Origin of the sequence: Prochlorococcus sp. MIT 1342, assembly GCF_047304495.1 — a bacterium.
GTDB lineage: Bacteria > Cyanobacteriota > Cyanobacteriia > PCC-6307 > Cyanobiaceae > Prochlorococcus > Prochlorococcus marinus_D.
This window is the reverse complement of sequence record NZ_CP138957.1, coordinates 1,298,122-1,311,646: the sequence shown is the minus strand read 5'-3', so window position 1 is coordinate 1,311,646 and position 13,525 is coordinate 1,298,122. Positions and strand designations below refer to the sequence as shown.

The 13,525-nt window shown below is 43.3% G+C and carries 15 protein-coding genes and 1 tRNA gene; 7 read left to right on the top strand and 9 right to left on the bottom strand.

Annotated elements, in window-relative coordinates; genetic code table 11:
- The first annotated feature begins 92 nt into the window (after nt 1-92).
- The 4 genes from SIB79_RS06815 (at nt 93) to SIB79_RS06800 (ending at nt 2,370) form a co-directional block, all read left to right on the top strand.
- A complete protein-coding gene (locus SIB79_RS06815) occupies nt 93-542 on the top strand; it encodes a GNAT family N-acetyltransferase (protein ID WP_413681015.1) in 450 nt (149 codons plus the stop codon).
- 216 nt (nt 543-758) lie between these two features.
- Nucleotides 759-1,253, top strand: coding sequence for a DUF6790 family protein (locus SIB79_RS06810; RefSeq protein WP_236072556.1), 495 nt, complete (start codon nt 759-761; stop codon nt 1,251-1,253).
- A 216-nt stretch (nt 1,254-1,469) separates the two neighbouring features.
- Nucleotides 1,470-1,889, top strand: coding sequence for a DUF3119 family protein (locus SIB79_RS06805; protein WP_063403280.1), 420 nt, complete (start codon nt 1,470-1,472; stop codon nt 1,887-1,889).
- 73 nt (nt 1,890-1,962) lie between these two features.
- A complete protein-coding gene (locus SIB79_RS06800; RefSeq protein ID WP_074161314.1) occupies nt 1,963-2,370 on the top strand; it encodes a DCC1-like thiol-disulfide oxidoreductase family protein in 408 nt (135 codons plus the stop codon).
- A gap of 242 nt (nt 2,371-2,612) precedes the next feature.
- Here the strand turns inward: SIB79_RS06800 and SIB79_RS06795 are convergent, their stop codons facing one another.
- From SIB79_RS06795 to SIB79_RS06770, 6 genes are all read right to left on the bottom strand, one after another.
- A complete protein-coding gene (locus SIB79_RS06795; protein ID WP_063403281.1) occupies nt 2,613-2,807 on the bottom strand; it encodes a hypothetical protein in 195 nt (64 codons plus the stop codon).
- 93 nt (nt 2,808-2,900) lie between these two features.
- Nucleotides 2,901-3,803, bottom strand: a complete 903-nt coding sequence (locus SIB79_RS06790; protein WP_063403282.1) for an oxidoreductase — start codon at nt 3,801-3,803, stop codon at nt 2,901-2,903.
- A gap of 886 nt (nt 3,804-4,689) precedes the next feature.
- Nucleotides 4,690-5,334 carry a hypothetical protein gene (locus tag SIB79_RS06785; RefSeq protein WP_063403283.1) on the bottom strand — a complete coding sequence of 215 codons (645 nt, stop codon included), beginning with the start codon at nt 5,332-5,334 and terminating at the stop codon, nt 4,690-4,692.
- A gap of 384 nt (nt 5,335-5,718) precedes the next feature.
- The gene (locus SIB79_RS06780) at nt 5,719-6,909 is read right to left on the bottom strand and encodes a tetratricopeptide repeat protein (RefSeq protein WP_236072558.1); all 1,191 of its coding nucleotides are present in this window, start codon (nt 6,907-6,909) and stop codon (nt 5,719-5,721) included.
- Between the two features lie 406 nt (nt 6,910-7,315).
- Nucleotides 7,316-7,711, bottom strand: coding sequence for an EMI domain-containing protein (locus SIB79_RS06775; protein ID WP_063403285.1), 396 nt, complete (start codon nt 7,709-7,711; stop codon nt 7,316-7,318).
- 1,108 nt (nt 7,712-8,819) lie between these two features.
- Nucleotides 8,820-9,155 (bottom strand): hypothetical protein, encoded by a 336-nt coding sequence (locus SIB79_RS06770; RefSeq protein WP_236072561.1) that lies wholly within the window; start codon nt 9,153-9,155, stop codon nt 8,820-8,822.
- Nucleotides 9,156-9,815: 660 nt separating this feature from the next.
- On the opposite strand from SIB79_RS06770, the gene SIB79_RS06765 reads away from it, so the two are divergent.
- From SIB79_RS06765 to SIB79_RS06755, 3 genes are all read left to right on the top strand, one after another.
- Nucleotides 9,816-10,322, top strand: a complete 507-nt coding sequence (locus SIB79_RS06765) for a hypothetical protein (RefSeq protein ID WP_236072563.1) — start codon at nt 9,816-9,818, stop codon at nt 10,320-10,322.
- Nucleotides 10,323-10,660: 338 nt separating this feature from the next.
- On the top strand, nt 10,661-10,999 hold the full coding sequence (locus SIB79_RS06760) for a hypothetical protein (protein WP_063403287.1): 339 nt from the start codon (nt 10,661-10,663) through the stop codon (nt 10,997-10,999).
- Between the two features lie 864 nt (nt 11,000-11,863).
- The gene (locus tag SIB79_RS06755) at nt 11,864-12,181 is read left to right on the top strand and encodes a hypothetical protein (RefSeq protein ID WP_063403288.1); all 318 of its coding nucleotides are present in this window, start codon (nt 11,864-11,866) and stop codon (nt 12,179-12,181) included.
- Nucleotides 12,182-12,749: 568 nt separating this feature from the next.
- Here SIB79_RS06755 and SIB79_RS06750 read toward each other — a convergent pair.
- The 3 genes from SIB79_RS06750 to SIB79_RS06740 all read right to left on the bottom strand — a co-directional run bounded on the left by SIB79_RS06750 (nt 12,750) and on the right by SIB79_RS06740 (nt 13,449).
- Nucleotides 12,750-12,823 (bottom strand) — tRNA-Pro (locus SIB79_RS06750).
- A 14-nt stretch (nt 12,824-12,837) separates the two neighbouring features.
- Nucleotides 12,838-13,212 (bottom strand): hypothetical protein, encoded by a 375-nt coding sequence (locus tag SIB79_RS06745; RefSeq protein WP_413681013.1) that lies wholly within the window; start codon nt 13,210-13,212, stop codon nt 12,838-12,840.
- Nucleotides 13,213-13,281: 69 nt separating this feature from the next.
- Entirely contained in the window at nt 13,282-13,449 is a 168-nt protein-coding gene (locus SIB79_RS06740; RefSeq protein ID WP_196757591.1) for a hypothetical protein, read from the bottom strand.
- Nucleotides 13,450-13,525 lie beyond the last annotated feature (76 nt).

The following is a 13,525-nucleotide window of genomic DNA, read 5'->3' as shown; positions in this document are numbered from 1 at the left end:
TTTCTTGTTTCTATGTATGACCTTAACGACGTTGTTTGAGCAAGGAAGCCTTGCAAGATGGGAGGTGCAATAACAAACAACTGAGTCGGTTGATGATCCATGAACTCAACACCCCTTCGGAGTTGAACGAGGCCTATGGCCTGATCCGCCACCTTCATCCGAAACTCGGCAAGGCTGATTTCATCAGCCGTCTTGGGCTGCAACGCAATGACCATGGCTATGTGCTTTTGGGTCTCTTTCAAGACCTCAATCCAACTGATCAGAAGCAACTCTCTTCATTGGCAGTCCTGGCGGGATATCGCTTGGCTTCTTCCCTATCGCTTGGCAACTACTTCTATCTGGGAGATCTTGTGACGAACCCCACCTATCAGGGCCAGGGTCTGGCAGTTCAGATGTTGCGCTACTTGGAGGCGATCGCAAGGGATGCGGGTTGCAGACAGATCCATCTAGATGCAGGCGTGGAGCGATTTGGAGCCCATCGTTTTTATGCAAAACAAGGGTTCAACATTGTGTTTCACCATTTCGCCAAGGAGCTTGGCTGAAAAGAGTTCCATCAAACCGATTGCTATCAGATCAATCAAGCCATATACGGTTGCAGTCTTGGTAAACGATCTTGAAATGCAGAAGTTTGCTTCTTTGGGCTTATATCCCTCTAAAAGATTCTCACAACATGCTTTTTAAATGTTCTTAGGGAAATAATTTATCCGATGAATCACTTGGTCCGTTTGATCTTTGGCCATATCGATCTTTGAACCGCATTGATTGCTTTGCTATGCGGGGCCCTGCAGATTCGCCGTAGTTGGAACGTCAGTCGCTGGTCGGAAGCAACCCTGCTCTGGATCGCTTTTTGGGTCATGGGTCTAGGGGGACTGTATGGATTCGCAATGCATATAGCGTTTAGCCAGTTCATCGCCGAGCAGATCGGCTGGCCTAATCGCCCATTCGAGAATGAAGTGGCATTCGCCAATCTCACCATTGGCATCCTTGGGTTGAGTAGCTTCTGGCGGCGAAGTCGTGACTATTTGGTTGCCTCGATCGTTGCCTATGCCAGCTGGTTCTTCGCCGATTGGCTCGGGCATGTTTCTTCGCTGGTTGTCCAGTCCAATGATGCTCCCGCCAATGTTGGAACAATCTTGTTTACAGACCTTTTAATGCCAATCCTGGTGCTGATCTTGTTGTGGCTCAGTCGCGAAGAACGAACCCGACTAAAACCTAAGCCCAAAAAACACTTTCGATTCGTTGTTGCAAGCTGAGCTCCCTTCAAGAACACTGCTGAAATCCCGTTGCTAATCCTAGGAAAATGATGATGTGGCAGAGCTTTCATAAGCTCTCAGTCTGCTGAGGATGCAGCTTAAAGACGATGCAGCTTAAAATCATAACGAAAAAAAACCTTCTAAAACTCTTTTTACAGAAAATCATCTAAAAAGAGGTAGAGGTAAAAACCTAATAACAACCTCAGTTCAGTTGTAATGTCATCGACACCTGAAAGCCAGCCTGATCAAAGCCAGAGCGTAATTCTCAAACCAAACATCCGCTTACCTGTATTGGTGTACGTTATTGGCCTAGCAATGCTACCGCTCCCTCTCCATCCTTGGGCGACGATTGTTGTGTGTGGATTCGCAGTGTTTTTGCTGGTGCAAGCTTATCTGCTGCGTTTGGAATTAACCGACAAAGATCTCGTGATATGGCGAGTAGACGAGGAGATACGCCGCTTCCCATTTGCCAATTGGCTGGCCTGGCGAATGTTCTTGCCGGAAATACCAGGCATCTTGTTCTTCCGCGAAGTCAAGAGCCCTCATCTGCTGCCGATCCTTTTTGACCCTGTCATGCTTTTAGAACAGTTGAGGCTTCGAGTAGGAACTCTCGAAGTGCCTAAAGAGTCGGACTAAAATAATCCAGGAGATTGATAAGATTCTGGGCAATGACCTTTCACCTCCTCAATCACAAACTTCAGATGAATGCATGAAACTGCAAACACCATTGTTTGAAAGCTACTCATCAATTCCTTTACTGATCTATGATGGCGGCTGTCCTTTTTGTCTCCACTTTGCAGAATTGAGTGAGTTACGTAGTGGTGTTCATGGCTTGGAGATATGTGATGGACGAGCAGAAAAGCCTTTACGAGATAATTTAAAATCTAGAGGCTTAGATCTCAGAGATGGAGCCATATTAATCGTAGGTGATGAGGCTTTTCATGGAGCTGAGGCCATTCAGTGGTTATGTCAAAAAATGGAACCATCCGCTCCGCTATTATCTGTTCTTAAGACTTTGATGTCTTCACCATTTTGCTCGAGGCTAATATATCCTTTTCTAAGGCTGGCCCGGCGTACAGCACTAGCTTACAAGCAAATACCATTAGATCCTGATTAATTGAATACAGGTGCTTGACTTTGTAAGATAAACGCTCACTCAATATAATCAAGCTAAGATATTAGCTGCTTTCACTTTCAGGCAGTAAATTTGATTATCATTACTTTCAAGAAGCTATAGCCTTGGAATTCATTGGATATTTATGATTTTGTAGCTACATCTATTCCTTTTGAAATGGTCACTAATATTTCCCTGGTTGAGTTGCAAGGATTGAACCTTTAGGGAGTTTGATCTGAATATTGTTAGTACTTCACGATTATCCTATCTCCATCGGGTGATTGATACACTTTTTCAGTTACCTCTCCTTTGTCGATAATGATTGTCACCACCCTAGAGCCCTCTGGGATTTGAATAGCCTTTTCAGCTTCTACTTTTTCATCAGCCTCAGGTTCAATGACTGGATTGTCTGAAGGATTCTCAATTGGCTCTTCAGGCATGGGCGGAATTCACTGCCTTTATATCATAGCTGTGAGAGTCAAAAGTGACAGATTAAACCAAGGAAAGCGTTAAAATACTTGTTAATGGCAAGTTCAAATCTCTAAAAGTTTTTCACTGATGCTCCAAAGCCTTTGACGGTCTTCCTCCCTAAGTGCCAATGGGGCAATGCGGCAAAGCTTCGGGTAACCCCTAAAGTTAAATCTAGGTCCGTATTGTTCGCTGCCTTGAGCAGTTGGCGCGGTTGCAGCATGTAATTGTGGTAGGGACCCCATTGCAGCGCTCTGAAACATGGGATCCATTAACCGATAAGCAAGGCCTTCCTGCCAGGATTTGTTCGCAGCAACAGACTTAGGCTGCAAATTAGTGCGTGCCAAACCTGGATGTGCCAACAATGATGCGATCCCACTTTCTGTCTGGCGCATTCGCTTGTCGAGCTCTAAGGCGAACATCACATTCGCAAGTTTGCTTTGTGAGTAGGCAGCCCAGCGGTCATAGTGCTTGATCCCTTGAAGATCGTCCCATACGATTCGACCCATGTACTGTGCGCCAGACGTGACGGTAACAACCCTTGCTCCATGTTGCTTTGCGAGTAAGGGTAGGAGCTTTAGTGTTAATGCCATGTGGCCAAGATGATTAACGGCGAACTGAAGCTCCAGACCCTGTTTGCTGAGGGTCTTTGGAGTAGCCATCACTCCAGCATTGTTAATTAGAAGGTCCACTCGGCTGTATTGGCTTTCTACCTGCTCAGCTGCACGCCTAACGCTCGCTAAATCAGCGAGATCCAACTCAATCAGATCAAGCTTTTTGCAATCATTGCTCTCGAGAATAACTTGGCGTACATCTTCACCTTTGGGTAGTGAGCGACAAGCCATAATGACTTTGGCCCCCTTATTAAGCAATGCCTTGGCTGTCTCAAGACCAAGGCCACTATTGGCACCTGTTACTAATGCAACCCTTCCTTTTTGATCAGGGATATCTGCAACTTTCCAACTCATCAGGTGGCTCCCTTATCAGTGGTGATCCATAAAGTAGAACATTGAAGCCTAAGCTGCTTCATAGAATCTTGAGCAGGGCCTGTAATTTCTAAATGGTTACACTGCCTGTCTCAATTCGCTAATTGATCCCATAAGGAAGGCAAGCAATGTCGTTAAGTCGATTGTAAACGCTTCTTTGCCAATGATGGAGACTTCCTTTTGCTTGATTTAGTCATAAGTTCAATATTCATGGAAGAAGTTAAGATAATATATTGTTTTATTACATAACACCTCAATCTCTATATTGTCGGAAGCTTTGCCAGTTAACCACACAACTCATGACTGGCTGCAAGGATATTCAAGACCAGAACATACAAGAACAGTGATTCTATTTCTCTTCTTGCGAATATCGATATTTTCGATGTAGACCATCGATCAAGCCCACTTTAACTTACACTCAGTATTGGGTTGAAATGGTCTCAAGTAAGTTGCTAACGAAAAATGCTCTTTGTAGGATTGAAAAATTGTGGGTTATAATTAACCTTACTGCGATCTCGGGTCGATTACATTCAAGCATTTGGGCACTCACTTTTTTACTGATCTAGATGAAAACAAAACTTCTTTCTAGCAACGCCATGGGATGGTCTTAGCTACTCCATGCCTTCGTTTTGATCAAGATTAGAATTTAGCCACGAGCTTTATCGTTTTGATTTAAAATTGTTCAGCAAAATGGAAAGAGCCAATGGATTTATGGAACAACTTCTTATTGGCAGACACTGGGCTAATGCTTGTAGGGATACCCCTGCTATTCATTTGGAGAGCCAGAAAAAATAAAGTAAGCAATCAGGATCATACAAAATGATGTGCCGCTTGTTGAATGAACTAGAATGGCAAACCGACTGGTGAATTATGGTTCAGAATTTTCATCCTCCTGTAGTTCGACTTCATTAAACTTAGAAAGGATATGTGTCTCGATATCCAACACAAAAGACTGAAGTCTACGGTATGAATTACTAATAAATCTTTTGTGAAAATTATTGCCAGGATATGAGATTCGTTTGTAGGCAACTTTTCTAAATTGCCATGATTTATTATCGAAGTAGAGATTCAGCCAGAATTGCTTTGATGGTTCTGTGGAGTCCCCAATAGTCTTATGTATATTACGCTCCAGAATGTCTTTATTAAAAAGATTCTCAGTGCGAATTAGGGCACATCCAGTAGATCTATCAATAGCGGCCATCCTGACATCATATAAATTTGGTGAGTCCTGAGCAGCAAGTACTAGAATTAAATCTTCAGTTGTTAGAAAAGTAGAGACAATAGCCTCATCTAGGATTATCTCCAGCAATTCACTCTTTGTATCCAAATCATCAAGTTTTGCACAATAGATGTCCTCCATTTCAGGGGAGGTCATAAAAATAACTGACTTTGGGTCAAGCCAGAAATCAAGATCAGCCTTTTCAATATTTGGTTCACCTTTATTCTGATTGGATATACAAGCAAGACATTGTTGGACTGTATTGCTTAGTTCATTTAGGATGGGCTCAGGCATGTGATTGCAAATGTAATTGTTGACTGTTCTCGCTATCAGGAATAAGTATTTATACTGTAGTATGGCTTTGTCTGAAGGTTGCGTTTCCGGTGTTTTTTTCTTCGTAGGGATAGAGTCTCTTAAACAGTTTATTGCATAATTTCCGCCTGGGTTTAAGGTAAATTGTCTTATCGGCGCATGTGCCAATAACAAAGCTATCCTGATTCTACATCTTAAACTAGCTTCCCACTATGGCTGAGAATCTAGCAGCAAGAGAAATTCTTTAAGCATTATCATTTATAGTACCATGTCATTAACATGGCTTCAGCGTTAAATTGAAAGAAGGATTTATGGGCTTTGCCCAGCTTCTTTTTTGTGATTCCACAGTTGGCAGAAGCGGGTACCTTAACAACATTGCGCCTTCACCCATTCTGCAGCATCTGCATCTCCTAGAGAGGCAGCCTCCCTCCAATCAGAACAAGCACCCTCTAGATTTCCCTCCAATTCTTTAGCAATACCACGATTTCTATAGGCAGCAACATTCTTGGGGTTAATGACTAGTACCCTCTCATAGGATTCAATTGCACCTTGATAATCACTTAATGCAGACTTTGCAAGACCGCATCCAATGTAGGCATCTTCATATATCGAGTTAATTTCTATTGCCTTGCTGTAATCATCAAGTGCGGCTTGATAGTCACAAACGTTGTATTTAGCAAGGCCCCTGTAATTGTATGCCTCGGCATAGTATGGATTGCCTTCTATCGCCTTGGTATAATAATCGATCGCTAATTGATTGTTGCTTCGCTTTTGTTCAGCATTGCCTTGGCTGTAATAATAAAATGCATCTTGATGATTTCTGTCTTCTTCATTGCTTAAATCATTTACAACCTTATTCTCAATTAAGTTTTTATTTTCAGCACGCTCGTTCATCTCAGTGATAAGTTGTGGCTTTATTTCTAGCGCCTTCTCATGGTCAGTAACCGCTGCTTGCCTGCGACCCAGCCTCTCCATTAAATTGCCGCGATTGTAGTAGGCAAAGGCAAAAAGAGGCATGGCCTCAATTGCCTTTGTGTAGTCAGAAATTGCACCTTTGGTATCATTAATATTGTTTTTGCTAATCGCTCTGTTGTAGTATGATTTTGCATGTTTTGGATTTAGTGAAAGAGCCTTAGTGTAATCATTGATGGCACCTTTGTGGTCGCATTGATTGAATTTGGCAACCCCCCTATTGTAATAGGCAGTTGCATGTTGTTGATCTAGTTCAATAGCTTTCGTGTAGTCATCGATTGCTCCTTTGATGTTTTTCGAGTGTCTCTTAACAACACCTCTATTGATGTAAAAGCTGGCATCGAGTCCGTTGATATCAATTGCTTTGTTGTAATCATTCAGTGCACTTTGATAATCACCTAGTTCATCTTTTACATTCCCTCGATTATTGTATGCAATGGCATTATTTGGATTGATCTCAATTGCTTTGCTGTAACTATCAATTGCCCCTTGATAATCATTTAAACGAAATTTCTTTTCACCATCTTTGAAGTAGTCATTTGCACTTTTCTCAGATACGGAATGATTGGATGACTCATTAGCCATGGCTTCAGGAGTCTCTAGCGCCACTTCATTCGGATTCTACCCGCTATAACCAAATTTCTGGCAGTATTTTAACTCAATCATTCTGAGGACTGGCTTGGCAATCGCCAACTCTGTGATTGCTCGAAAACCTAAGTCTATTAATGATAGTTCAACAAGCACTGCTGTGAAGATGGCGAAATATTGATGTCATCGGCTCCGATTACTCTACAGCAACCTTTTACAATTTTACCATGCGTGGCTGAACCTGTGATAAGCAATAGTGAATCTCCTTCAGGTTACGTTTGCTGAGCCGCGATAGCAATTACCGATTTTTGAAAGGCCTGTCTCATCTGTAGGTAAGGCTAAAAGTTGTCAAACAAAGACCCGCGCTTGGTGGGTTAAGAGCTGGAATTTAAAACTTTTGATTTTAGAAACCAATCGAAATGACACCACCAATTCCTGGCCTACGATGCAAGTGATAAGGGCGATAGACGGGCCTATAGACGTTGCGATAGGCGGGCCTATAGATCGAACGACGGTAAATGGGAGGATAACGACCTGATACAGGAACATAAACAGGTCTCAGGTGGCGCTTCAAAACACAGCCGCGGTAACTGTGGGAATAGCGCCAACCGCGGCCACAACCATCAGCTGCTTGTGCTGGAGTGCTAATGGCCAGTGCTGATGTTGCGCTAATTACTGCTAGTGCGGTCGCAGCAAGGCCGGATTTCAAGTTCATAGGATGGTGTGGGATGTGGGGGCTTGCGTCCCCGTTGAACACACCATCTCCGCGATCAATGATTAATGTGATGAGCTCACTCACTCATTGCTGTGAGCTTGCGCACTGAGGGCTTTGTCTGAAAAGCAAACCTATTGCTATGACTTGATTTGGCTGCCTAGGATCGATGCTTTTCAGTCTGGCAAAAAGGGTTGCTATAGCTTTAGAGAGCCCCTGCCTGAACCAGTTTTGCAAGCTGTATCTCCTAGATGCAGCCCATAGTCTGAACAAGTGTTTTTCCTCATGCCGCCATGTTTCCCTCCTGGCTAGAGATCAAATAGGAGTCCAAAGACGCAGATACCCTGAAAATGAGTCCTGGACTTGAGGGCATCCCACGCGGGTGCCCTTGTTAATGCAATGGATTTGACGGCCCTCAATAGAGAAAGAATGCGCTCTACAAGATTCCGAGCAAGTTCAGCGCTGGTTTGGAGGCAGGTTAAGGGGTGACTTTTTGGGCGTTGCTACCCCATTGGGAGATCGACGAACTGGCCCTTAAAGTATCAATGTGTCATTATCCGCAGACAATTTTTGAATCTCTGGCTAATAATTGATTAGTTGGCGAAGTGCTGAGTGGGATTTCCACATTGCCCTTTATGTGTTGGAATAGCATTTCTATCCCTTCTTCTGGTAGTGACTCGTGGTTTGATGGTTTGGCAACTTAGGGACACTATTTCGGTAGCTGTATAGCTAATAAGTTGTACGCGAATTCAAATCCTGGGTATTTAAGTAGGTATGGATATAGATGCAATTGGGGGTGAAAGAATTTGGTAAGCTTACGCCAACAATTGTAAAGCAAGGTGCATGCTATGAAGAGCCATTGGCGAATCTATGTCAAATGCCTACAGAGCACTTTTGTCTCTTTAATCTTCACAAGTCAACCTTTTGTACACATTGAAGAGATCGGAACCCTACTGATAGTCCATGATTGATGCCCCTCCTGTCAAAAAGGCTCAACTGCTTGCAGGAGAAGATGACTTAGACTTGCACAGTAATCAAAAGAATCCAGAGCCGTTAATTGAGGTCATTCAATATTTTCATTAGTTCCAATGAATTGAAACCAACCTTTTTATTGCTAAGAAGACATGCATTCTCTAAGGCTAGTGATAAACATAAGGATTTTAATCGCGCGTTAGCTAGTTGGAGGTCTCAATCTTTAGCTACTGCTAAACACTCCATATAGCTTCAAAACTTCGAGGTAGAGTATGGCGCTAAGTGAGGTCATTATAACGATTACCGAGCCGCCAACTTTGACGAGTTTTTTGTCTGTGTTGACTTGACAAGCCTTGATCGAAGCTTCGGTTGCTCCGAATGGTAAAATGATAACACCCAGGATTACAATTGCGATGATTCCAATCACAATTTGACTGCTAATTGTGCTGTTGCTAAAAGTATTGACTGGGACATCTAATACCTCTCTGGCTGATTCCATCAGCTTTTTAAAGTAACCTTCTTGGCTAAGCTCGAATAGAGTTTTGAATTCAGCCAACATTTTAGATTTCCGACAGTACACTCAGCTTAATCTGGCATAAGCATGATGGTTTTAAAGGTTAATCAGTGGTTAGATAAAGCAATGATCGATAGGTCTTTCTACTCATGGTTCATCGCCGATGCAAGCAAATGTGTTGATCAATGTATCTCTAGCGGCTGCATCAACACTTTTAATCCAAATGACTCGCACTAGCCGGCTTTGGTTGAGCCTATATCTTTCAGTTGTGATTGAAGAAGTAAAAAAGAAAGCTTGAAAGGATAGATTGGCCAGGCTCAAATCGCTTTCTTGCCTAGCGTAAATTTGATCAACTGTCGCAATCTAGCTAATGCGCTATTAAATTTTTTAGATCAGCATCGATGTTGTTTTCTCTGATGAGATTGGCAACAGCCTTGAAGTTTATGCACGCTCTCGCTGTTGGCGGAGCAAAGTCATTCAAGCTGCTGCTTTTGCATGGGCTTTGAACAAATAAACTACAAATGACAACAGGGTAATCAGGTTTTGAAAGGACCATTATTTTTTTGATCTGCGCAAGCTAATGTTCAAATAGTCGAATGAGCAGCGCTACCTAAGCTTGTTGCAATCGCATTCAAGCTGAAAGAAAAGATTTACTTTGTCCTTAGCATTAAATCAATAATCGCTTCAGCTTCTTCATTTAGGTGGTTGGTTCATCCACAGTCAGGTAGCTTTGAATTAGTACAGGGCCTAAAACAGGTTGTGAACCCGATGCGTCATTTTTCTAAGTATTTTTTTTCTATCTTTCTTGCTGCAATACTTCTCTTCTCTTCTGTTTCTGCTCAACCGCCAGCCTTTGCAGACGACTTCGAGCTGTCCCCTGCGGTATCGGAGGTGGGCGAGACTTTCTCTGATAAGTACTGTATCGCGATCTCAGACGGAACCCCTGCAGATCAAGCTGCCTTAGTTGCCGGGCGTCAAATGATCAGTAGCTTAATGCGCTCAGGTGCTTTAAAAGAAGTCATGGCAGTTCCAAAAGAAGATATGGCTTCATTCATCGCCGCGAATATTTTCGAGATATGCGGAGATAACATTGGAATTTCCGAGTCAGAGCTTAATGCTTCTATCCTTAATCTTGCAAATCAAGGCCCTGGACAATCTCAAGCCAAGCCTTTTAACCCTTCTTCGTTAATCAATAAAAACCTAAATACATAGGCCCTAGTGAAGATACTCATTCAACCCAATAGCAGAGAGCTTTTCTCACGTTCGGCTATTAGGATGTATTTATCTAGATAAAGCAACAGGCAGATTCTGATTAAAATTAGGCAAAGTGTCTATAGACGAGAGGCTCACAATCTTTACTTTTCAACTTTAGGTTGATAAGAACTGAACAAAGCCATTGTTTTTGCTTGTTGTAGGCCAAATCTTAGCCAGCAGTCTAAAATCAGCTTATTCTGACAAATAGTCTGCTATTATTAAATCAACAAACCGTCTATCTTCTATAGGGCGCATGATTAGCATGTTTGAATATAAAATCGCTGAAGGAGCCTAAAATGTCTAAGGATAAAGAGTTCGCAATTAGCAAGGATAGTCTGCGTGCTTCATGGGGAAATGTTCCAATTTCTGCAAAAATTTATCAGCAGATACAAGCCTATCTACTCCAACGGCAATCAATGGGCTTATCAACTGATGTCGATGAATTGATTAGTACTGCTACAGATGAATTTCGTGATTTTCAGCAGCGTCCAGAGGTCAAGGCGGCACTCGAATTGGTCTGTGCGGATCTTGCCTCCGATCTGGCTTTTTCAGGATTAAGTAAAGACGAAGCGACCCAAGCAATCGTGATAAATTTTGCCATCGCAAACTACTTCAATAATTGCATTGGTAAATGATATCTTTGTCTCTAGGTGATAAGTAGATAGCCTGATAGGAGAGGCTCATGCATCCACATCCTACTTCGGGAGCTCGTTATAATTAATCCACACTCTTGTTCCAAGCCCACCAGCCCTGTCTTTGTTCTTGCTACGTCGCTAATTAGTTGCCAATGATTAATTCTCTTCCTCCTGTGCAGTTTGAAATTCAATGCATATCATTCACCTAGCTCCTCTTACCATTTGCAATCTTTAACGCAGCATCCTCAGCTTGCAAGCTTCTGCTCTTTATTCACTTCACTCAATAGAGTTCGGCCTTCCTTTTAAAAACTGTGATTAAGGTCAAGTGTCTTCGATGTATGACTGGGATTTACCATGATCACTAAATTTTTTATTTTGCCGTAAGCTAAACACGACAGCTTGAAATTAAATAGCCAAACCTTCATCGCTGCTAAGAGTTCACCAAATAAACTCTGCTTAAACCTTTTCTTTTTCTGCTAGACCCTCAGCTACAGCCAATCGACCCACAACTTGATGAATTCTTTGATTCCAAGCACGGCCCATAGGCCTTAACTGTGAACTTCTGATGTGCTACTCCTAGCACCTCTATCAACACTTCTAGCTTGAGGTCGGCACGATCGAGCGCAGCTAGCTTGCCATTGCATCAGAGTGTGATGGGAAACCTGCTAGACCGTTACTGCAACCGCTTAGCGCACTGTATTGCCCCTGCATTGGGCGTGGGTGTAGATCTCTCTGCACCCACTTCAATGACCGAAAAAGAGACGAGGCTGTCTTTTTGGAATGGAATGAGCTGATTTGCTTCAGAACTCCGAAGCGCACTGGTGATTTTGAATGGATTGGCCTTGAATTCGTCAAGGTAGTTACATGGATGCTTTACCCAGCCACCATCAACGCTCTAGGCAGTGGACTTTCAGTCGTTCACTTCTAGTTGACCCACTACGATCTCGGCTGCGTCAGTGGCAACAGGTTCGAACTTGGGCGCGTTTGATCCGAGAGGCTGAAGCCCTTTGGCATGTGGATGTGAGGGAACTCAGACGATTGGGTGCCTTGGAGTTGTCCCAGTTGCTTGAGGAGGTTCCACCTGGCCAGCGGGGACGGGTTAATCGTTGGTTGAATCGCTATTCAGTTGCAACTAGGTTCCAATCAACTGGTTTGGATCCCAATTGCTCTGAACGGTCATGATTCGTTGATATCACATCAGAAAAAATTCTTTCTGGCAACCTTTTTTATTTTTATTGTGCAATGCTAGCTGATTAAATGTTCAACCATTGAAATCATTTTAGGCCTTAGTTTTAGATACTTCCATTAAATTAATGGACAGTAATACTATTTAAGCCTTCAGATATAGGCCTTTTAAGGTTTGCATTGTTGCCTTTTTTAGTTCTTAGTTGATTTTCAGTCAAGCCTTTTTTTAGCTTCTTGCTAGGCGATCAATTGTTTAAGCTTAGATCAATCCTTTTAATTTGTTGATGGCAGGACTCGTTAACGGTTGAATCATGGTTTGTTTGGCTTGCCATGGCGGCTAGCTATTGCAGATTGAGGAGTTAATAGGTGAGTAACGATCTTGATACAGAAGAAGCATCGCCTGCAATGTTTTTTTATGCGCTGAAACTATGGTTCTTTGGCTTGGACTCTTCATTCATTCTTGAATAATTCCATTGATAAAATTTATATAGATGTTGATGAATCAAAAAAGCCACCTCTCTAATGAGAAGTGGCCTTAAGACTGAGATCTCAGTCATGCACGGAATCGGAGCGGCGGGATTTGAACCCACGACCCCTACTACCCCAAAGTAGTGCGCTACCAAGCTGCGCCACGCCCCGGCTTAGGCAAGCTATCACAGGGTATTGCGTTGCCTACTGGCCGATCTAATCCGTTTTGAAGGCAATTTTCTGCTCAACCGCCTTAAGAGTCGCCTTGACAGCTGATCACGGCTTTCGCTCGCGTAGCCCCATAGCTTGAGCTGATGCGCCAGCTGTCTCAATTCAGAAAGGTTCATTGCTGCCAACTGCAGCTCCGGCAACGTTCTCCATGCGCGTGCCCTCATAGGAAGCTGAGCTTCGCTGGTGCTGTTTCCCATGTTCAAGCTGACCTCAGCAAGCCACTCGGGAATGACAACCATCAGAACTGCGATGAGCCCATAGAGCTCAACCAAGCCCTTAGGGAGCGGAAGAAACCTGCGTGGCTGCTGTGGGTCTGATGGTGAGGGCAAGATCAGCAACCTGATGCTGAATCCTGACCACTTTGCCACTTCTACAAGGGCTCAGATGGGCAGGGGTGGTTAGATCTGTAAGGACCCTGAGGTTGGCTCTGGGGCCTCCCGCCACTGTAGAGCTGGTTCTTTCCCCTGTTGACCGGCAAGCCTCAAGGAGAAGATCAGGCAGAAGACAATCATCAGAGTGGCAGCTAAGGCAAGCATTACCAATCGATCTGGTAAAGGTGGCTTCATGGCTCCATGTTGGTGATCTGCTTGCTTGAGTTGTAGGTTATATGAAATTTGCAGTGTTAAATGTTATTTGCAAGCG

Excerpts from the sequence above, each read along its gene's own strand:
- SIB79_RS06805 (WP_063403280.1), top strand. The coding sequence starts at position 1,470 with ATGTCATCGACACCTGAAAGCCAGCCTGATCAAAGCCAGAGCGTAATT.
- SIB79_RS06770 (WP_236072561.1), bottom strand. The coding sequence starts at position 9,155 with ATGTTGGCTGAATTCAAAACTCTATTCGAGCTTAGCCAAGAAGGTTAC.
- SIB79_RS06755 (WP_063403288.1), top strand. The coding sequence starts at position 11,864 with ATGGATGCTTTACCCAGCCACCATCAACGCTCTAGGCAGTGGACTTTC.
- SIB79_RS06815 (WP_413681015.1), top strand. The coding sequence starts at position 93 with ATGATCCATGAACTCAACACCCCTTCGGAGTTGAACGAGGCCTATGGC.
- SIB79_RS06795 (WP_063403281.1), bottom strand. The coding sequence starts at position 2,807 with ATGCCTGAAGAGCCAATTGAGAATCCTTCAGACAATCCAGTCATTGAA.
- SIB79_RS06780 (WP_236072558.1), bottom strand. The coding sequence starts at position 6,909 with ATGGCTAATGAGTCATCCAATCATTCCGTATCTGAGAAAAGTGCAAAT.
- SIB79_RS06785 (WP_063403283.1), bottom strand. The coding sequence starts at position 5,334 with ATGCCTGAGCCCATCCTAAATGAACTAAGCAATACAGTCCAACAATGT.
- SIB79_RS06740 (WP_196757591.1), bottom strand. The coding sequence starts at position 13,449 with ATGAAGCCACCTTTACCAGATCGATTGGTAATGCTTGCCTTAGCTGCC.
- SIB79_RS06760 (WP_063403287.1), top strand. The coding sequence starts at position 10,661 with ATGTCTAAGGATAAAGAGTTCGCAATTAGCAAGGATAGTCTGCGTGCT.
- SIB79_RS06790 (WP_063403282.1), bottom strand. The coding sequence starts at position 3,803 with ATGAGTTGGAAAGTTGCAGATATCCCTGATCAAAAAGGAAGGGTTGCA.
- SIB79_RS06800 (WP_074161314.1), top strand. The coding sequence starts at position 1,963 with ATGAAACTGCAAACACCATTGTTTGAAAGCTACTCATCAATTCCTTTA.